Origin of the sequence: Actibacterium sp. EMB200-NS6 (genome assembly GCF_001305615.1) — a bacterium.
GTDB lineage: Bacteria > Pseudomonadota > Alphaproteobacteria > Rhodobacterales > Rhodobacteraceae > Actibacterium_A > Actibacterium_A naphthalenivorans.
The window spans coordinates 2,390,733-2,410,137 of sequence record NZ_CP010869.1 but is presented as its reverse complement, the minus strand read 5'-3'; the positions used below and the strand labels follow the sequence as shown (position 1 = coordinate 2,410,137).

At 66.0% G+C, this 19,405-nt stretch carries 16 protein-coding genes; 5 read left to right on the top strand and 11 right to left on the bottom strand.

Annotated features, from left to right (window positions below; genetic code table 11):
- Together TQ29_RS11675 and TQ29_RS11670 are read left to right on the top strand one after the other, a co-directional pair.
- On the top strand, positions 1-1,428 hold the full coding sequence (locus tag TQ29_RS11675; RefSeq protein ID WP_054539300.1) for an aldehyde dehydrogenase family protein: 1,428 nt from the start codon (positions 1-3) through the stop codon (positions 1,426-1,428).
- A 23-nt stretch (positions 1,429-1,451) separates the two neighbouring features.
- On the top strand, positions 1,452-2,285 hold the full coding sequence (locus TQ29_RS11670) for an ABC transporter ATP-binding protein (protein WP_235974506.1): 834 nt from the start codon (positions 1,452-1,454) through the stop codon (positions 2,283-2,285).
- A gap of 25 nt (positions 2,286-2,310) precedes the next feature.
- Here the strand turns inward: TQ29_RS11670 and TQ29_RS11665 are convergent, their stop codons facing one another.
- Both TQ29_RS11665 and TQ29_RS11660 read right to left on the bottom strand, forming a co-directional pair.
- Positions 2,311-2,760: a VOC family protein gene (locus tag TQ29_RS11665; protein WP_054539299.1), complete on the bottom strand. Its 450-nt coding sequence runs from the start codon at positions 2,758-2,760 to the stop codon at positions 2,311-2,313.
- Positions 2,757-4,334, bottom strand: a complete 1,578-nt coding sequence (locus tag TQ29_RS11660; RefSeq protein WP_054539298.1) for an ABC transporter permease — start codon at positions 4,332-4,334, stop codon at positions 2,757-2,759. Before TQ29_RS11660 ends, TQ29_RS11665 begins: the two co-directional genes overlap by 4 nt.
- A 452-nt stretch (positions 4,335-4,786) precedes the next feature.
- Here TQ29_RS11660 and TQ29_RS11655 point away from each other — a divergent pair, with 452 nt between their 5' ends.
- From TQ29_RS11655 to TQ29_RS11645, 3 genes are read left to right on the top strand one after another with little or no spacing between them, the layout of a single operon-like run.
- Positions 4,787-5,767, top strand: a complete 981-nt coding sequence (locus tag TQ29_RS11655) for an ABC transporter substrate-binding protein (RefSeq protein WP_054539297.1) — start codon at positions 4,787-4,789, stop codon at positions 5,765-5,767.
- Positions 5,767-6,894, top strand: a complete 1,128-nt coding sequence (locus TQ29_RS11650; RefSeq protein WP_054539296.1) for an NADH:flavin oxidoreductase/NADH oxidase — start codon at positions 5,767-5,769, stop codon at positions 6,892-6,894. Before TQ29_RS11655 ends, TQ29_RS11650 begins: the two co-directional genes overlap by 1 nt.
- Positions 6,891-7,910: an aldo/keto reductase gene (locus tag TQ29_RS11645; RefSeq protein ID WP_054539295.1), complete on the top strand. Its 1,020-nt coding sequence runs from the start codon at positions 6,891-6,893 to the stop codon at positions 7,908-7,910. The genes TQ29_RS11650 and TQ29_RS11645 overlap by 4 nt, the downstream gene beginning before the upstream one ends.
- 20 nt (positions 7,911-7,930) lie before the next feature.
- Here TQ29_RS11645 and TQ29_RS11640 read toward each other — a convergent pair whose 3' ends face one another.
- The 9 genes from TQ29_RS11640 to TQ29_RS11600 form a co-directional block, all read right to left on the bottom strand.
- Positions 7,931-8,680 carry a hypothetical protein gene (locus TQ29_RS11640; protein ID WP_054539294.1) on the bottom strand — a complete coding sequence of 250 codons (750 nt, stop codon included), beginning with the start codon at positions 8,678-8,680 and terminating at the stop codon, positions 7,931-7,933.
- Positions 8,681-8,686: 6 nt separating this feature from the next.
- Positions 8,687-10,147: an amidohydrolase family protein gene (locus tag TQ29_RS11635; protein ID WP_054539293.1), complete on the bottom strand. Its 1,461-nt coding sequence runs from the start codon at positions 10,145-10,147 to the stop codon at positions 8,687-8,689.
- Positions 10,144-11,040: a polysaccharide deacetylase family protein gene (locus tag TQ29_RS11630; RefSeq protein WP_054539292.1), complete on the bottom strand. Its 897-nt coding sequence runs from the start codon at positions 11,038-11,040 to the stop codon at positions 10,144-10,146. The genes TQ29_RS11635 and TQ29_RS11630 overlap by 4 nt, the downstream gene beginning before the upstream one ends.
- On the bottom strand, positions 11,037-12,227 hold the full coding sequence (locus tag TQ29_RS11625) for an amidase (protein ID WP_054539291.1): 1,191 nt from the start codon (positions 12,225-12,227) through the stop codon (positions 11,037-11,039). The genes TQ29_RS11630 and TQ29_RS11625 overlap by 4 nt, the downstream gene beginning before the upstream one ends.
- 2 nt (positions 12,228-12,229) lie before the next feature.
- Complete coding sequence (locus TQ29_RS11620; RefSeq protein ID WP_054539290.1) at positions 12,230-13,711, bottom strand: 4-hydroxyphenylacetate 3-hydroxylase family protein; 1,482 nt, start codon at positions 13,709-13,711, stop codon at positions 12,230-12,232.
- A 236-nt stretch (positions 13,712-13,947) separates the two neighbouring features.
- Positions 13,948-14,931 carry a hypothetical protein gene (locus tag TQ29_RS11615; RefSeq protein WP_054539289.1) on the bottom strand — a complete coding sequence of 328 codons (984 nt, stop codon included), beginning with the start codon at positions 14,929-14,931 and terminating at the stop codon, positions 13,948-13,950.
- A 3-nt stretch (positions 14,932-14,934) separates the two neighbouring features.
- Entirely contained in the window at positions 14,935-15,966 is a 1,032-nt protein-coding gene (locus tag TQ29_RS11610) for a DUF5591 domain-containing protein (RefSeq protein WP_054539288.1), read from the bottom strand.
- 10 nt (positions 15,967-15,976) lie between these two features.
- A complete protein-coding gene (locus tag TQ29_RS11605; protein ID WP_082386611.1) occupies positions 15,977-17,431 on the bottom strand; it encodes an NAD(P)-binding domain-containing protein in 1,455 nt (484 codons plus the stop codon).
- Positions 17,432-17,739: 308 nt separating this feature from the next.
- The gene (locus tag TQ29_RS11600) at positions 17,740-19,179 is read right to left on the bottom strand and encodes an acetamidase/formamidase family protein (protein ID WP_054539287.1); all 1,440 of its coding nucleotides are present in this window, start codon (positions 19,177-19,179) and stop codon (positions 17,740-17,742) included.
- Positions 19,180-19,405 lie beyond the last annotated feature (226 nt).

The following is a 19,405-nucleotide window of genomic DNA, read 5'->3' as shown; positions in this document are numbered from 1 at the left end:
ATGGTGCGGACCGACAAGTTCTATATCGACGGGGGCTGGGTGGCGCCTGCGGGGGAGGCGACAGGCCCGGTGATCAACCCCGCCACGGGCGAACCGGTCGCCGAAGTGGCCTGGGGCGGGCCCGAGGATGTAGAGCGTGCCGTGCGCGCGGCGCGGGCCGCCTTTCCCGCCTTTTCGGCGGCACCGGTGGCCGAGCGCGTGGCGCTGCTGCGCCGCATCGCGCAGGTATTCACGGCGCGCAAGAAGGAACTGGAAGCGGCGGTGACCGCCGAAATGGGCAGCCCCGCCGATCTGTCCGACTGGATGCAGACCGGTTCCGCGATCCTCTATTTCAACGAGGCCGCCGACACGGCCGAGGCCTTCGGCTTTGAACAGCCGCATGGCACGACGCGGCTGCGCTATGAGGCGATTGGCGTGGCCGGGCTGATCACGCCGTGGAACTGGCCGCTGAACCAGATCGTCACCAAGCTGGCCCCGGCGCTGGCGGCGGGCTGTACGGTGGTTCTGAAACCTTCGGAAATCTCGCCGCTGTCGGCGCTGCTTCTGGCCGAGGTGCTGGACGAGGCCGGGGTGCCGGCGGGGGTGTTCAACCTGATCAACGGGTCGGGGCAGGATGTGGGCGCGGCGATCTGCCGTCATCCGGGGATCGACATGGTGTCTTTCACCGGCTCCACCCGAACCGGAATCGCGGTGGCGCAGGCCGCCGCGCCCACGGTAAAGCGCGTTCATCAGGAGCTGGGCGGGAAATCCGCCAACATCATACTGCCCGATGCAGATCCGGGGCGGGCGCTGGCCGACGGGGTGGGGCGGTGTTTCATCAACTCGGGCCAGAGCTGCATCGCGCCCAGCCGGATGCTGATCCCCCGCGCGCGGCAGGCGGAGATGCACGCGGGCCTTCTGGCCGAGGCGGCAAAGGTGCGTATCGGCGATCCCGCCCGCGCGGAAACGACGATGGGGCCTGTCGCGTGCCGGGCGCAGTGGGACCGGGTGCAGGCGATGATCGCGCGCGGCATCGCGGAAGGGGCGCGGCTTTTGTGCGGCGGCACCGGCCTGCCCGAGGGGATGAACCGGGGGTTCTATGTGCGCCCGACGATCTTCGTGGATGTGACCAACGACATGGATATCGCCCGGCAGGAAATCTTCGGCCCGGTTCTGAGCGTGATCGCCTATGATACGGTCGATGAGGCCATCGAGATCGCGAATGACAGCGAATACGGGCTGGCGGGCTATGTCTACGGGCGAAACCCGGATGAGGCCGAAGCGGTGGCACGGCGCCTGCGCGCGGGGCGCATTTTCATCAACAACCCGCCCTTCGATTTCTCGGCGCCCTTCGGCGGGTACAGGAAATCGGGGAACGGGCGAGAGCTTGGCCTGTTCGGCCTGACCGAGTATCTGGAGGTCAAGGCCATGCTCGGGTATCGCAACTGACCGGCGCCGGGAAAGGACGACAGATGGACATGGGTCCGAGTGCCGAGGCCACCCCGCCTGCCGGGGGCGATGCGGGGAACAATCCCGTCGATATCCTCGTCGATCATGTCGAGAAGAATTTTCAGACCAGAAACGGTGTGATCAAGGCGCTGGAGGATGTCACGCTGAAGATCCGCCGGGGCGCGTTCGTGGCGCTGATCGGCCCTTCGGGCTGCGGCAAGTCCACCCTGCTGCGCCTGGTGGCGGGGCTGGATGCGCCGGATGACGGATCGGTCCGGATCAGGGGGCATCAACCGCTGGAGTTTCGCAACCAGGGCCGCCTTGGCATCGCCTTTCAGGACGCGGCCCTGATGCCCTGGCGCTCGGTCTATCAGAATATCGCGCTGCCGCTTCAGGTTCTCAAGCGCCCGGTCAGGGCGCATGACGACAAGATCCGCGAATTGATCGAGTTGGTCGGCCTGAAGGGCTGCGAGGATCATCTGCCGGCGCAGCTTTCGGGGGGCATGCGCCAACGGGTGGCCATCGCCCGTTCGCTGGTCAGCGCGCCGGAGGTGCTGTTGATGGACGAACCTTTCGGCGCGCTCGACCAGATCCTGCGGCGCACGATGAATATCGAGTTGCAGCGGATCTGGAGCCGGCAGAAGACGACGACGCTTCTGGTCACGCATGGGATCGACGAGGCATTGTTTCTTGCCGATCAGGTCGTCGTCATGCATGCGCGCCCGGGGCGCGTGGCCGAGGTGGTCGATGTGCCCTTTGCGCGCCCGCGTACCAAGGCGCTGTTTTCGGACCCGCAGTTCCACGCGATGTGCGAAGACCTGATGGAAAAGCTGCATCCCGGCCACAAGGACGGCTGAAAGGCATCACGCGCCGAATGTCGTCTCAGGGCGTCGGTTCGGCGGGGACGATCCACTCCAGCTCGACAAAGGCACCGCCGGGGCTGCGCAGATAGCAGCAGCGCCCGCCGGGAAAGCCGATGACCTCGCCCAGCAGTTCGGCCCCGGCGGCGCGGCAGGTGTCGAGCGCCTTTTCCAGATCGTCGACGTGAAAACAGATGTGGCCCGCCCCCGGCCGCCACGGCAGCGCATCCCCCTGCGGCGCGGGGCCGGCGGCATCGTGAAAGCAGATCAGCTCCAACACCATACCCGGGCCCGGCGCGCGCATCTGGGTGAAGGCGCAAAGCAGCCCCGCGTGCCCTGCCATGCGGGCGATGTCGGGGCCCATGTCTTCTTCCACGAAATCGGCGTGAAAGCCGAAAGCCTTCGTGAAAAACGCCATGGCCGCGGGCAGATCGCCGACCGTGAGAGAGACGTGGTGAAGATGAAAGCTCATCGCCGGGTCTTGCGTTCGAGCATGCCGACCAGTTCGTAAGTGCCGGCCGAGATCAGGATGGAGACCAGCGCGCCGGCCCAGATGGTTTCGTAATCCAGCGCCGGGCGGGAAATGTTCAGCAGATTGCCCAGACCGACCCCGCTGACCAGCCATTCCGCCACCATGACGCCCAGCAGCGCCATGGGCGCGACCATCTTGGCCGCCGCGAAGAAATAGCTGATCGAATAGGGCACCGCGATGCGCCACAAAAGCTGCCAGCGCGACCCGCCATAGACCGACACCAGATCCCGCGCCGCCGCCGGGATGGCGGCAAAGCCCTGATTCAGCAGCACATAGGCCGGGAAAAAGACCACCAGCATCGCCAGAAAGACCGAGGCCGTGATCCCGCGCCCGAAGGCCAGCACGACAAAGGGCACCAACGCCACCAGCGGCGTGTTCTGAACGAGCATCGCCACCGGCACCAGCGCCCGCGCCACTGCCGGGGCGAGGATCGACAGCGCCGCCAGCACGAAGGAAAAGGCCAGCCCCGCGATCAGCCCCAGCGCCGCCATCGGCAGGGTAACGCCTAGCGCCTTCCAGATCGGATAGGCGTTTTCGGTAAAGATGAACCGGATCGTCTCGATCGGGGTGGGCGCGATGATCGGCGGCAGGTCGGCGCCCTTGATCAGAAGCGCCCAGAGCACGAAGGGCAGCAGCAGCGCGATCAGGCCAAAGCCGGCCCGCCCCCACCGGCCGCCGGCAGGAGGGTCGGTGTGCAGCGCGGGCGCCAGCGTCACGCTTTGCGTGGTGCGTTGCAGCCAGACGGCGGGCAGAAGAAAGACGAGATAGCCGCAAAGCGCGATGGCCGAGGTCGAGATCGCGATGCCCCAGAGCCGCGCCGGATTGGCCTGCGGCAGGGTCGAGAGCAGGAAAGAGCCAAAGCCGAAGCGGGTGCCGGAGCCGAACTCGCCCAGCACCGCGCCCAGCACCGCGATCGGTGCGGCCACACGCAGCCCGGCGAAGATCTGCGGCAGGCTGCCGCGCAGGCGCACATAGCGCATCAGCTCTGCCTCGCCGCCACCATAGACCTCGATCAGGTCCGACAGGCGGCGGTCGACCTCTTTCAGGCCAAGCAGCATCGTTGACATGGCGGGGAAATAGACCATCAGCGCCGCCAGGATGGTCTGCGGCCAGTCGCCTTTGAAGAACAGCACCAGAAGCGGGCCGATCACGATCGCCGGCATGGTGTAGATCGCGATATTCACCCCGCGAAAAACGGTATGAAGCCACGGCACGAGGCAAAAGAGCAGCGCGCCGATGAAGGCCGCGCCGCAGCCTAGGGCGAAGCCGGTCAGCGCGACCCTGATCGTCGCGACCCCGTGCATCACGAAAAGATCCGCGCCGATCCACAGTTCCCGGAGGATGTAGACCGGGCTGGACAGGATCAGCCGGCCCGTCTGTGTGCCCGAGCCGAGCAGATGCCAGGCCAGCAGCACCAGAGCCGCCACAAGGACCCGCCCCAAGGCCCGCGCAGCGCGGATGCGGGGCCGCGAACGGGCGAGGCGGGGGGAAAGGGAAAACATCTTGGCGGGCATGTGAACCGATCTTGGCCAGTAGGGAGGCGCGGCAGTCTGGACGGCCATGCCGGGATGCCCGCCCTGTCTGACAGATTGCCGTGTTGGCGCGGGGGCGGCCACACTCGTGGCTCGACCCGTGACGCGGTAAAACTTGGCCGCAGATGCGGGCCTGTCATGAAACTGTATAAAAGCTGTGCAACGGGCCGTGACACTCGGGAAACGCGCGCGGCCCGGCGGCTTGTGAAAGTGCAAAACCGGCTTCAAATTCAGCGTTTTGCGGCGTTTCGCTTGGTATTTTATCGCTTTTCGGCGCTTGTCGCGGCCGCGCGAAATTAAACAAGTCAGCGCGCAGTGGCAGGCAAGACAGCCAAATTGACCGTGCCCCACAAGGCTTTCTAAGCTTTCGCGACGGGAACCGGAAAAACGGACCGCGCCGAAGCTTTCAACAATCCCAACATCAGGATATTGCCATGACCAAGCTTTCCCGCCGCGCTTTCACCGCCTCCGCCCTGGGTGGCCTTGCCGCCGCTGCCGTGCTTCCGGGCCGGGCAGCGCTTGGCGCCACCACGAAACTCACCCTGCAGGCCATCTGGATCAACGATCCCGAATTCAACGGGTATTACATCGCCATGGAAGAAGGGTTCTACGCCGAGGAAGGGCTGGAGATCGACTATATCCCCGGCGGCCCCGATGTGATCCCGCAGGCCTCGCTTCTGACCGGCAAGGCCGATGTCGCGCTGACCTCGCCGCTGGAAACCGCCGAGGCGATCTTTGAAAAGGGCGCCAGGTTCAAGGTGATCGGCGCGCAGTTTCAGAAAAGCCCCGACAGCGTGATCTTTCTGAAGGAAAGCGGCATCACCACGCTGAAGGATCTGGAAGGCAAGACCATCGCCTGCCCGCCGCTGAACATCGGCCCGTTCAAGATCGTGCTGGACCTGAACAATGTCGATGCCGACAAGATCACCTTTGTTCCCTACACCTTCGACCCGACCCCGCTTGCGCTGGGGCAGGTGGATGCGGTCGTCGATTTCATGACCTCGATGCCCTATGTCGTGGCCCAGGCGGCGCAAAAGGAAACGGGCTTCATCCTCTTTTCCGATGTCGGCATGGTCTATGGACAGGATCTCGTGTGCGTGACAGAGGATACGCTGGCCGCGCGGCGCGACGATTTGGTCGGGTTTCTGCGCGCCTCGCGCAAGGGATGGGTCGAAGAGTTCAAGGCCCCCGGCAACGCCGCCCTCGGATGGGAGGACAGCTGGTTCAAGGGCAACGGTTACACCCCGGACATGACCCAGTTCCACTCGAACATCCAGGTGGGCCTGATCGACCATCCCGAGGGGGTCTATTCGATGGATGACGTCTGGATCGAGCAGACACTTGCCTCGCTCAACAATGTCGGCATCCCGGCCACCAAAGACATGTTCGACACGTCGCTGCTTGCCGAAATCTGATGAACGACATGAAACTCGGGCAAGGGATTGCCCTGTTCACACCCCTGACAATCAGGGGTGTGACCTTTCGCAACCGCATGGTTCTGTCACCCATGAGCCAATATGCGGCCGAGGATGGCCGGGCGGGCGGCTGGCATTTCGATCATTACGCGCATATGGCGCTTTCCGGCCTCGGCGGCGCGCTGGTCGAGGCGACGGCGATCAGCCCCGAAGGGCGGATCACGCCCGACTGTCTTGGCCTTTGGCGGGATGACCAGGTCGAGGGCCTGTCGCGCGTCGCGGCGATCTTTCACCGCCATGGTATCCCCGTCGGTATCCAGATCGGCCATGCCGGGCGCAAGGGGTCAACCGATGCGCCCTGGAACGGGGGCCGGTTCCTGCCGGAGAGCGATCCGCGATATTGGCAAACGCTGGCCCCTTCGGCGCTGAAATATCACGATGACTGGCCCACGCCCCGCGCGCTGACGCTGGACGGGATCGTGCAGGTGCGCGCCGATTTCGTTTCCGCCGCCCGGCGCGCCGTGGCCGCCGGTTTCGATTTCATCGAAATCCACGGCGCGCATGGCTATCTGCTGCACAGCTTCGTGTCGCCGCTGTGCAACGCGCGCGAAGATGGCTATGGCGGCACGGCCGGCAACCGCATGCGCCTGCCGCTGGAGATCACGGCCGATCTGCGCGGCGTGATCCCCGCCGATATGCCGCTGTTCTACCGCGCGTCCTGTATCGACCGCGTCGAGGGCGGGTTGGTGATCGAAGATACCCTGGCCCTTGCACAGGGGCTGAAAGAGGCCGGGGCCGATCTGGTCGATTGCTCCGCCGGTGGCGCGGCGATGAGCACGAACGGCGCCTATATCAAGGGCGACATCACCGAGCAGCACGATATGGCGGCAACGATCCGCGCGGAAAGCGGGCTGGCGACCATGGCGGTGGGCGGCATCCACAGCCCCGAGACGGCCGCCGGTATCCTGGATGCGGGCAAGGCCGATCTTGTGGCGATCGCCAGCGAGATGTTGAACAATTTCGACTTTCCGCGCCAATGCGCCGAAGCACTGGGCGCTGAACGGCCGGATTTCGTGCAGCCGCTGCGCTATGCCTTCTACAACCAGTTCCGCCGGGCAAAGCCATGAGACCAGCGCGGGCGGAGCTTGGCGAAACCGGTCTGGGCGTCAGCCGGATCGGTTTCGGCACCGCCCCGCTGGGCGATTTCTATGCCCGGCTCGAAGAACACGAGGCGATCGCCACGGTCGAGGCCGCGCTGCGCGCCGGGATCAATCTGGTCGATACCTCGCCCCATTACGGCAATGGGCTGGCCGAGCATCGCACCGGCACCGCGCTGCGCGGCGTCGCCCGGGACGAGGTGGTGATCTGCACCAAGGTCGGCCGGGTCATGCAGCCGCAGCGACAGGGAAAACCGGCCGCTCCCGCGCGCGGTTTCGTCGGCTCTTTGCCGCATCGGCCGCAGTTCGATTACAGCTATGACGGCGCCATGCGGTCGGTCGAACAATCGCTGCTGCGTCTGGGGACCGACCGGATCGACCTGTTGCTGATCCATGACACAGACCCCTGGACCCATGGCGCGGACCGGATCGAAGCCGGCTACCGCGAAGCGGTGGAGGGCGCCACGCGCGCGCTTTCGGATCTGAAATCACAAGGGGTTATCGCGGGATACGGCCTTGGCCTTGACGATCATGAGATGGCCGAGCGGTTCCTGGGCGATGCGGATTACGATGTGATCCTGCTTGCCGGCCGCTATTCGCTGCTCGAGCAGCCCGCGCTTGCCACGCTGATGCCCAAGGCGAAAGCCACCGGCACGGCGCTGATCCTCGGCGGGGTGTTCAACTCCGGCATCCTTGCCACCGGCGCGGTGGCCGGGGCCCGGTATAACTATGAAACCGCGCCCCCAGACATCATGGCCCGCGTCGCGCGGATAGAGGCGGTTTGCGCCGCCCATGCCGTGCCGCTGCCCGATGCCGCGGTGCAATTCGCGCTGGCCCATCCCGGCGTCGCCTCGGTGGTGCTTGGCGGGGTCAAACCGGCCGAGGTTCTGCGCAACCTGGCCGCCCTTGAAACTGTCATCCCCCCGGCGCTCTGGTCCGACCTGAAATCCCAAGGGCTGCTGGTGCAAGACGCGCCGACGCCCTGAGCATCGCCGCCGGGACAGTATCACATATCGAACATCTTGCCCCAGCCGGTGATCCTCGGCGTCACCCCGGCCTTCAGGCAGGCGTCGAGATAGGTGACCGAGATGGAATCCGCCATGGCGATGCCTGTCTCTGCCTCGATCTCCTCTGCCAGGGCGGTGGCCGGAAAATTCGTGCAGACCACGGCGATGCAATCGGCGGCGTCATGGGCGGCGGCGCGCAGCAGCGCGCGCACCTTGTCCGGCGGGGTCGCGCCGATATCGACATTCGCCACGCAGCCGAGCGAGACCGCATGCACCACCTCGAAACCGGAGCGCGTGTAATTCTCGACGATCGCGGCGGTCACGTCTTCGGTATAGGGCACGGCGAGGGAAATCTTCTTCCAGTTCTTCCGCGCGAAGAGGTCATAATAGCCGATGGTGGCCGAGGTCGCCTTGATCCCCGTTTCGGCCTCGATCGCCTCGCACAGCCTGAGATCCTGCTCTATCCCGCGCCAGCTGGCGGCAGTGCCGTTCCAGGTGATCACGTCGAGCGGCGCATCGGCCAGCAGACGCGCGGCGGCGCGCATCGGTTCGAACTGGAAATGCGCCTCGGAAGCGGCATTCAGCGCCAGTTTCTGCACCGTGATGCGCGAGAAATGGTGCGATATCCGCCCGGCCTCCTGCATGTTCATCGCGTAGGTCAGCGGCTCTGCCCAGGTGTTGGACGAGGGCATGATATGGCCGATGCGCGTGTAGCTCTCGGCCGGGTTATAGGGATAGGGCAGGGGCATGGGACCTCATTCGCAGGGCAGGTTTCGGGTAAAGCCCAGATCGGGGCGGCGGCGGTTGTCCAGGAAACGGCGGACATGGGGCACGGTGGTTTCGGCAAGGGCGCGGATGTCGGCGCGGTTCGCCTCGAGCCGGGGCATGAATCCTGCGATCCGGGCGCGCAGGGCGTCGGGGTCAAAGCCGGTGGGGCGGCCCGCATGCAGCACCTCGCGCCCGGCGACGAAGACATGGGCGACAGAGGCGCCGTTTTCGGCCGTGACCATCTGGGTAATCGGCGCGTTGAGCGGACAGAAAGCCGGGCTTTGCAGTGACAGGCAGACCAGATCGGCCGGCGCACCGGGGGCGAGCGTCGCGGGCGCCAGCCCCATGGCCGCGGCCCCGCCCAGCGTCGCCATCCCGTAGGCCTGCGCGGCGCCGACCCAGCGGCGGGCCGGCGTCTCCCACAGCCGCGACAGGTTGGTGGCGTGGCGCATCGCCTCGAACATGTTCATCGCGTCCGAGGAATTGGCGCCATCGGTGGCAAGGGCCACGGTCACCCCTTCTTCGAGCATCATCCGCAGGGGGGCGACACCGGCGCCAAGCCTTTGATTGGACGCGGGAACATGGGCGATCGTCGCGCCATAGCGGGCCAGGGTGGCAAAATCGCGCCGCTCCAGCCAGACGGCGTGGCCGACGGTGAAGTCGGGGCCCAGAATCCCAAGCTCGTGCAGACGATCGACCGGCGAGGCGTTCCAGAGCGCGCGCGCCACCTCGGCCTGAAGGCGGCTTTCGGCGACATGCATATGCAGGCGCCAGCCCCGCGCGCGGGCCAGGTCGGCGGCGCCTTGCAGAAACTCGGGCGTGCATTGGTGCGGAATTGTCGGGGCAAGGCCCCAGACGATCCCCTCGGGCAGATCAAAGCCCATGGCCTCGTCGATCCTGCGCAGCAGGGTCTGGGGATCCTGCGGCGTGCCGGTCAGCGCTTTGGCCCTGCCGGCGGGCAGCGCGTCGGCCAGGCCGGGGATCGAGTCGGCGAAGCCGATATCGGCGACCATGGGGGCGATGACGGCACGCAGCCCGGCGTCGTGATAGGCCCGGGCCACGGCGTGCAGATGCTCGGGTTCCGGCGCGGGCATTCCGACGACCAGATCATAGACCGCTGTGACGCCGCTCGACAGCATGTCCCACGCGCCCAGCAGCGTGGAATCGTAAACCATCTGCGCGTCGCGCCCGGCAGCCATCCAGCCGCCATGCGTCAGCGAAAATTCCAGCGGCCAGAGGTCTGCCACCCCCTTGTTCAGGTTCGCGTGGCCGTGGGTATGGGCATTGATCAGCCCCGCGATGACCATATGGCCCGAAATGTCGCGCTGCGGCAGGTCGGTGCCGTGATCCCCGGCGATCCGCCCGTCACGGATCACCAGATCACGCGGCACGACCTTTGCGGTCAGCGGGCAGGCGACGAGCCCGCCCTTGAGCACCAGCCCGCTCATGCCGCCGGGGGCGGCGGGCAGACGCCTGCGAAATGACGCGCCACATCGGCGCGCCCGGCGAACCACACGCCCTCGGTTGCGCGGATGTCGGCCAGGAAGCCGCGCAGCGCGTCGAACCGCGCCGGCTGACCCGAGACGCGGTTGTGCAGGCTGATCGTCATCAGCCGCGGCGAGCTCCGGCTTTCGCGCAGCAGCGTGGTGAACGCAGAGGCCAGATAGGCGCGGAAATCCTCGGCCGTGGGCAGCTTGGCGCTGGCCAGGCGGTTGTCGTTCAGCGTGAAGCTGTGCGGTACGATCAGCCGCCCGTCATGCCAGAAAGGCAGATCGTCGGCATAGCTGTCGGCGTCGTAGAACAGGCATTCATGCTCTGCGATCAGCGCGCGGGTGCGGACCGATGGCGCATAGCGGCTCTGCCAGCCGGTCGGCGGCCGCCCGATGGCGCGGGTGATGCCCGACACGGCATTGGCGATGGCGGCGCGTTCCTGTGCGTCGTCCATCAGGAAATGACGCATGAACCGGTCGCCATGGGCGCAGACATCCCAGCCCGCTTCGGCGATCAGCCCGGCGGCGTCGGGGTTGCGCGCCAGCGCCTGTGCGCAGGCCGAAACCGTCGGTGGCAGGTCCAGCTCGGCAAAGAGATCGGCCAGCCGCCAGAACCCGGCACGGCTGCCGTATTCAAAAAGGCTTTCGGCCACCAGATCGCGCGTGCCGGCGGGCACCTCGCCGATGATCGCATCGGTGAGCGCAAGTTCGGTTGCCGGATCACCGTCGGGGATCGAGGGCTCGGCGCCTTCCTCGAAGTTCAGCACCACGACGATGGCCAGACCCGCCCCGCCGGGCCAGCGGAAATCGGGCTTGTGCCGCCCGTAGCCGATGAAATCGCGCTGGCTCATGCGGCCCGCCCTGCCGGGAGTTGCGCGTGGAGCGTGGCGGCCATGGCCAGCAGGCGCTCCTCTCCGCGCGGGCCGGCGATGAACGAAAGGCCGACCGGCACGCCCTCGACCATCGTCGCGGGGATGTTGAGCTGGGGCAGGCGGGCGAGCGAGGCCACGCAGGTCAGCGCAAGGGTTTTCTCGCGGAACTCGATCAACTGCTCCAGACCGCCGCCCACGAAGGGGGGCAGATCGTGGGCTGTGGGGATGCAGATCACCCCGTCCGCGCCCAGCAGATCTATCATGTGCTCCGTCAGCCCTTCGCGCCAGCGCGCGGCGGGGGCGATATCGGCGGCGGTCACTGTCGCGGCCAGTGCCATGCGTTGCGCGATCGAGGCCGAGACCTGCCGCCCCTCCGCCGCCGCCCAGGTGCCGAGCGTGGCGTGAAGATCGCCCAGTTGCAGCGGGCGGAACGTATCGAGCCAATGCGCCACGCCGCCGCGATACAGATCGACCTCGGCCACGGGGCCAAGCGCCCTGGCCAGCGGCAAGAGCGCCTGCGCCACGCGGGGGTTGGGGATCGCGAAAGCATCGCGCGCCAGCAACAGGCGGGTGGCGGACAGATCGCCCGTGGGGCCGAAGTAAACCTCGCCCACACGGGACATCACGGCCGGAGAACGCGCCATCCAGCCCACGGTATCAAAGCTGGGCGCCATCGCCATGACACCGGCCACGGAGATCCGTCCGAAGGTGGTGCGCAGCCCGAAGATGCCGCAAAAGCTGCCCGGCACCCGGATCGAGCCGCCGGTATCGGTGCCAAGCGCGAAATCGACCAGCCCGCCCGCCACCGCCGAGGCCGAGCCGGCGGAAGATCCGCCCGGCACCCTGTCGGGGGCGGCGGGGTTGATCGGCGTGCCGAAGAACTCGTTGTCGCCGAACATGCCGCAGGCGACCTCGTCGGTATGGGTCTTGCCGGCGCATTGCGCCCCGGCGGCCAGCGGAATCTGCACCGCGGGCGCCGTGGCGCGGGCGATCACCCCCGCCTTCAGCCGGTCGGGGTTGCCGCAGGCTGTCACCGCGCCTTCGATATCGAACAGATCCTTCACCGCGAAGGAGAGATCGGCCAACGGCCCTTCCCATGTGGCGCGAAAGGGCGCGGGGCTATGCCCGACGAAGGCGGCCCGGCGGATCGTTTCAATCTGCGTCATGATCACTCCGCCGCGACGTTCAGCTTGTTCTCGACGTCGAGATCGTAGCTGGCCATGAAATCATCCACCCGGGTCTTGGCGTTGTCCCAATCGAAGAAGCGGAAGCTGTTGCCGCGGGTCACGAATTGCGCGCCGGAATAGAACATCTCGTATTGCAGGTGCCGCGAGCCGAACTCTGACCCGACCGCATCCCACGCCAGTTTCATCAGCTTCACCCGGTCGTGCGAACCGGCAACGGGCGAACGCTGGGTGCGGGCGATGATGTCGGCGGTTTCGTCCGCCGCGAAATCCAGATGCGATGACGGCACCATGATCATGCCGCCCCCCGACAACAGGCGGATCGCCTCGACGATCTCGGGATAGGTCGTCTGCGCCACCACCTGCGCGGTACACAGCAGGCTGCGGTCGGGGACGAAATACTGCCCGAACTGCTCGCCTTTCGCTTCCATCGCGATGACAAGCGCATCCATGTTGGCGACCTTGGCGGCGATAAGGCCGAGCTGTTCGCGCACCTGCGGATAGGTGATGATGTTGTTCAGATCGGCGATCTTGCGCGCCAGACCCAGCAGGAAATGCAGCTTCTGCGTCAGCCGGATCATGCTTTGATAGTTCTGCATCACATGGGCGCGGGTCTGGTGCCACTGGGCCTGCGCCATCTTCAGATCCCTGTAGACGAAGACCCGCTCCCACGGCACTTTGACATCGTCGAAGACCACCACCGCGTCATTCTCGTCGAAGCGCGCGGAGAGCGGGTAGTCGAAGGTCGAGGTGGCCGCGCCTTCGTAAGAGCGGCGCGACAAGAGTTTCAGCCCCCTGGTCGCCAGCGGCATGGCGACGGTAAAGGCGTAATCCTCGTCGCCCTGCTGCAGTGCCTGAAAGCCCGACACCATGATCTCGTTCGCCAGGATACCGGAGGTGGCCAGCATCTTGGCCCCCCGGATCGTCACGCCCTCGGCGTCTTCATCAACGATGGAGGCGACGAGGTTCTTGTCGGGCTGGCCGGAGGCGGATTTCGCCTTGTCTGCCTGCGGATTGACGATCACGTAGGACAGGAACATGTCATTGTCGCGGATGTAGTCGAAATAATCGGCCAGCGCGGCGGCGCGTTTGGGATCATTCGCGCCGAACACATCCAGCCCCATGCGGAAACCCACGAAGGTCGAGGCGACGTGATCGGGCGACCGGCCCAGCATGCCGCAGGTCTGTGCCGACCAGCGTTCGATCGACACGCGCCGCGCGACAAGCTCGGCGTGGCTGGTGGGCATCATCCAGGATTTGTTCACCCGCGCGCCGGTCTTTGGCGAGGCGAAGGTCATCGTCTCGATATTCTCGGGTGCGGCCTGGTAATCATAAAGGGCGCAGGCCGAGGCCACGGCGCCCCTGAAGGCGGGATCGGTGGTGACATTCTCGACCCGCTTGCCATCGATGAAGACGCAGCGGTCGTCCTGAAGGCTTGCAAGGTGGGCGGCGCCGTTCTTGGGCATGGGGTAAACTCCGGTCTCGGCGGCGCAGGGGAATCTTATCCTGCGATGCACCGCGGGCATCTGGTTTGCAAACGGCCCCCGTCTCCACTTGCCCTTTTTCGGATCCGGCGACGGGGTGTCGCGGCAAGTCTGGAAAGGCGGCGCAAGTGGGTCAATCCCGCAGAAAACGCCCCGCAGGCACAGGCATTTCAGAGCGCAGGGGCGGCCATATCCTGCCTGCCCCCGTGCGGGGCTTTTCAGGTGGCGCGCATATCGGCATCGAACATGTCCCCGGCCGTCAAATCTGTCGTCAGCAGGCCCTCGTTCCTCATGTAGCCTATCACGGTCTCCAGCGTCTCGCGATTGGCCGCGAAGCCGGCGGCCCAGTAATCCGCGCCGAGCCTGCGTTCGCTTTCCAGCAGGTGGTCGAACAGCCATGGCAGCATGACGTTGAGCGCGGCGCTGTTGAAAAGCCGTGCGCGCGCCTCGCCCTGCGCATCGCAGAGCGCGGCGTAAAGGCGCCGTGTCAGGCCCGGATTGGCCTCGGCGATCTCGCGTTTCAGGGCGAAGATATGCATCGGCGGGAAGATCCCGGTCTTTTGGTAATAGGCCGTCTCTGCCGCCACCGGATCATCAAACAGCCGCGCGACGGGGCAATCCGGATCATGGGGGGCATAGGTTGACGGGGCGCCGGCGGTGTAGAGCGCGTCGATCTTGCCGTCCGCCAGCATCTTCGCCAGCCCGCCGTCATCGCTGGCGTGGATGATCTCGAACCCGCCGGGATAGGCCTGCGGGTGCTCGTCGGCGGTGCGGCCGAACTCCAGCCCGTTGGTCACATAGACCGGCGCCCGCATGTCGAGGCCATGGTGTTCGTCGAAAATTCCCCGCAGCCAGACGGCGGCGGCCATGTCCCAGATCGGTATGCCGACACGCTTGCCGGCCAGATCGGCGGGGGCCTTCAGCCCGGCGGCCTTGTTCACGAAGACGCAGGAAAAGCGGAAATGGCGCGAGGGAAAGACCGGCAGCGCCAGATAGCGCCGCGCGCCTTCGAGATCACGCAGATAGGTTGCCAGCGGAAATTCGGCCGCGTCATAGGTATGGTGCGTGCATTGTTCGTTGAAAAGCTGCTGCACGCCGTGAACATGCCAATCGGCCTCGACCCCGTCGATCGTGACCGCCCCGTCGATCAGCGGCCGGATACGGTCGCAGTCAGAGGCCCCTATACTCAGTTTCAACGTCATGGCTCAGCTTTCCAGTTGGTGAATGCGGGTGATCAGCACGTCGAGAAGTTCGGGCAGGGCGAGCGGTGTGGCATTGGCGCCGCCCCGCGACCAGGCCCCGCCGACACGATCGGGCGTGGTGCCGAGACGCCGCGCCAGCTGCTCTATCGCATCGGTGCAATCGGCGGTCTCGGGCAGGCAGGTGATGCGAAGCTCGGGCGGCAGGAGATCGTTGGCACCGACGAAGGCCAGCCGCTCTGTGCCGCAAAGCTTGGAGGCGGTGACGCCGTGTTCCTTGCGCGCCGCCTTTTCCAGCACGAAACTGCGGTGCGTCAGGCCGGGCGCCACCCATGAAATCCGCGCATCGTAAAGCCCGCCGATCCGTTCCATTACCTTGGCCAGCAAGGTGGCCATGATATTGTGCATCTCGACATAGGCGCGTTTCTCGTTCGCGCCCCAGATCCACTTGCCGGGCCCGACCTGTTGCGCCGTGCTGTCCGCCCGCCAGGGAGAGACCGCATTGCCGCGCTTTTCGAAAAGCCCCGGATCGTCGTAGGCATGGGAGGGCGAGGGCTTGCCCTCGTACCCGGTAACCGTTTCGTAGGGGACCAGCGCCATGGGCTCGGAAATCACCGCGCGGTGGATATACGTCCCCTTGCCGTCGCTCAGGATCGAGACGTCCATCAGCTCTTGCGGATCGTCCGGCCCGAGGCGCGCGCAAAGCTCCTGCGCCAGCGGCTGGCGGGCGATGGGGCGGAAGCCTTCGTCGTAGAGCCGCCGGTTGATCGCCCGATGTTCCGAGGAAAAGGGATAGGGCTTTGTCGCCGTGCAGGGCAGCATCAGCAGCACCTTGCGCCCCTCTTGCGGCAGCTCCGGCATGTAGCGCTCGGTGATGAAGGCGATCCAGTCGGCGATCCGCGGATGGGTGAGGGATTCGAGGTTGTCCTGCGGGCTGTAGAGGCACAGCTCGGGGTCCAGCGCATAGGGGGGCTGGATCTTTTCCTGCGACTGGTGGAACCGGTCCGCCTTGTCTTCGACGATCACTTTGTTCGACATCTGAAACCTTTCACACAGGTGTTTCGCTGGAATCGGCAAGGGCGGGATCAGGCATGGGCGCGGCCTCGGGGCGCAGTTCGGGTTCGTCATAGGCCATCAGTGCGGCCAGATGGGCGTCGGCATCTTCGGTGAAAAGCTGCCGCGTGATGCCGCGCACCACCCGCTCGGCCCCGAATTTCAGGGCCGAGATGCCGGCGGAGCAGCCCTGTGACACCATCGACGCGAAGGTGTAGCAGTAATGCCGGGCGAGCATGGCGTCGCTTTCTTCGGTCTTGCCCCGGAACTGGAAGGCATCGCCCAGATAGGGATAGCTGCCCAGCCCGTAATCCCCGGGGCCACGCGCGGGCCCGTGCCTGTCGGCCCAGGTGGCGATGTCGGCGGCCATCCGGCGCAGCTCTGGCCGGGCGGTGAAATCCACCACCATGCCGGTGCCCACGATCAGGAAATCCGCGTCGAAACCGCCCTTTGGCGTGGTGATGCGGATCTTGCCGCCGGCCTCATGCAGATCGGTGAAGGGGCTTTCATAATGGATGCGGAAGGCCCCGAACACGGCGCAGCGGTTGTAGGTGTCCTGCGGGGGCGGCTGGTTCATGCGGAAGATCCGCTGCATGAACGCCCATTTTCTCGCATCATCCAGATCCGGAAAATTGCGCAGAAAGCCGGTGAACTCCATCCAGCGATAGGGGTTCACCGGCGGCAGTTTCGGCCTGCGCACAAACATATCCACATGCGCGCCCGCCTCCAGCGCCCGGGCGGCGTTGTCGAAGGCCGAGGCCCCGCCACCCAGCACGGCGACACGCTTGCCCTTCAACGCGGCAAAGTCGATGTCATCGGCGGTATGCGCAAACAGCGGCTCGGGCAGGGCGGCGCGCGCGAAATCGGGCACCGCCCAGGCGCCGGTGGCCTCTATCCCCGGGGTCAGCACCACGGCGCGGGCGTAATCCACCGTCTCGCGCCCCGCGGCATCGCGCTGGCGAACGGCGGTGATGCCGCCGGGAAGGGGCTCCAGATCCACCACTTCGACGCCGTGCCGGATCGGCGGGTTCACCGTGTCGCGCAGCCAGTCCAGATAATCCTGCCAGTCTTCGCGCGGGATCTTGCCAAGCTGCGCCCAGGCCAGATCCCCGAAACGGGCCCGGTACCACGCCTCGGGCGTCAGCGCCGGTATCCCCATCTCGGGGCCGGAGACATGTTTCGGGGTTCGCAACGTCTTCATCCGCGCGAAGCTGCGCCAGGGCCCGGCCTTGCCCGGCAAGGCCCGTTCATAAAGGCGGATATTCGTCACGTTCTCACGCATCAAACCGAGCGCGATGGTCATGCCGGATTGCCCGGCGCCCACGATCGCGACGTCCAGCACCTCGGTGCCCTCATGCTGGCGCGGAACGACCCATGGCCGCGCGGGATAGGACAGCATGTCAAGCTGGGCTTGCGCCTGCGCGGCCAACGCGTCGAGCGGATCGGTCATGGAAACTCCTGATCAGGGCGGATGGACGCCCCCGTTCAGGGGGCTGGCTTCGGGCGTGCCCGTTTCTCCGGTTGCAACGACCTGTCTCGGCCTCCGTTCTAAGGATTTTCCGGGGTGGGGTTTAGAAGGGCGGAAGCCCCGCCCGGTGCGCTGCCAAGCGAGCAAAGAAAACACGCGCGCTCGTCCACGCTTGTGCCTAAATCTTGTTCAGCCGTGCAAGGCGCAGGGGCCGCTGGCGTGCCGGCGCCCCCCGAACAGCCCGGTGCGCGGACCCGAAGGCGCGCGCACCGGATGCCTGAAACGCCGGATCAGACGCGGCCCGCGAAGATGTCTTTCTTGACGATCGCATGGACGCCCCAGTTGCCGTCGACGACCTGCGTGATACCGAAATCGACCCCGACCGACATCAGCGAATGCGCCTCGTCCTCGGTCAGGCCCTTGGTGGTCATCAGGAATTTCCGCATCTTGCGGAACGCATCGCGCATCGCATCGTCGATCGAGGATTTGCCATAGATGTCGGATTGCGCGGTCGGCCCCAGCGTGTCGAGGTAGTTGGGCACCGAAAAGCCGTGCACCAGCCACTCGGTCTGGGTTTCGAGCATCGGGTGATCCATCTCTTCCAGCGGCGTGCCGCCCAGATCGGCCTTCTTGTGCAGGATCAGCTGGAAGGTGCCGGTCAGCGAACATTCGATCGCCGTTCCGCAAAGCTCGCTGTCGCCCTGAGAGGCGTGGGGGTCGCCGACCGACAGCAGCGCGCCGTCGACCGCGACGGGGTAGTACATGGTCGCCCCCTTGCCGATGCGCCAGTTGTCGACATTGCCGCCGGTGTAGCTGGGCGGCACGGAATCGACGAAATCGGCCTCGGACGGCGCGACGCCAAGGGTGCCGAAATGCGGGCGGATCGGCACGCGGATGCCCTTGAGCACATCGTAGTTGCGGCTGGTCAGGCTGTGATCGACCGGCACGCCGGGATAGTCGATCGTGGGGTGGGTGATGCCGTAGGGATCGGTCTGGGGCACCCATTTGAAGTTATAGACCGCCTGGGCCCAGCTCTTGTCGCCGGTGGCATCAACCTCGTAGATCGTGATGACCTCGCGCTTGGCGTCATTCAGCATGTCGTTATAGTGAAACCCCCACCAGGCGGCGGCGTTCGAGCCAAAGCTCTTGCCGGTGAATTCGGGGTTGGCCGAGGGGCGCGGGGTGCAATCGAGGATCCGCACCTCCAGCACGTCGCCGGGTTCCGCGCCGCGCACATAGACCGGGCCGGTCATGATATGCACGCCCTGTCCTTCGCCCGAGCCGATCTTGTAGACCGCCGGATCGGTGGAACCGGCCCCGCGCCGTTCCACGCCCTTCTTGTCCTTGGTCCACAGATACACGCTCTCGGCGCCTTCATCGCCCTGGACCATCCGCTCCAGATCATCGGCGGCATGGTGGGTCAGGGTCTCGATGGTGACAAAATCGCCGCTGTCGATTTCGACGCGGGGGCTCAGGGTCTTGCTGAAATAGCCCCAATGCACGGTCTCGGCAGTGGCCGGAAGGTAGTGGAAAGACGGCGTGGCGGGGCCGTTCCTGGCGCTGGTCTGGGCCAGCGCCGGGGTCACGAGCGACAGGCCGCCCGCCGCGCCCGCGGCCGCGCCCAGCATGCCGCTGCGCAGGAAATTCCGGCGGCCCGGGTCGATCTCCTGCTTGAAGGCTTTGAAATGGGTCTCGAAATCGGGGCAGTTCACATCATCTCCACGGCACATGTTATCTCTCTCCTGCTGGTGGTCACTTTGGTGTGGTTCCTAGCAATGGACGCAGTCCGGCGAATCCGGCAACCGTTGCGCCACACCGGCAGAATCGCCTGCACACGCGCCTGAAAAGGCGTGAATATGACGTAAAATCAGAAGGGTATGGGACCTGTCGGAGGGGGAGGGGCGGGCGCGTGCCATGCCGGGCTGCGCGCCCGGGCAACAGATTGTGCATATGGTG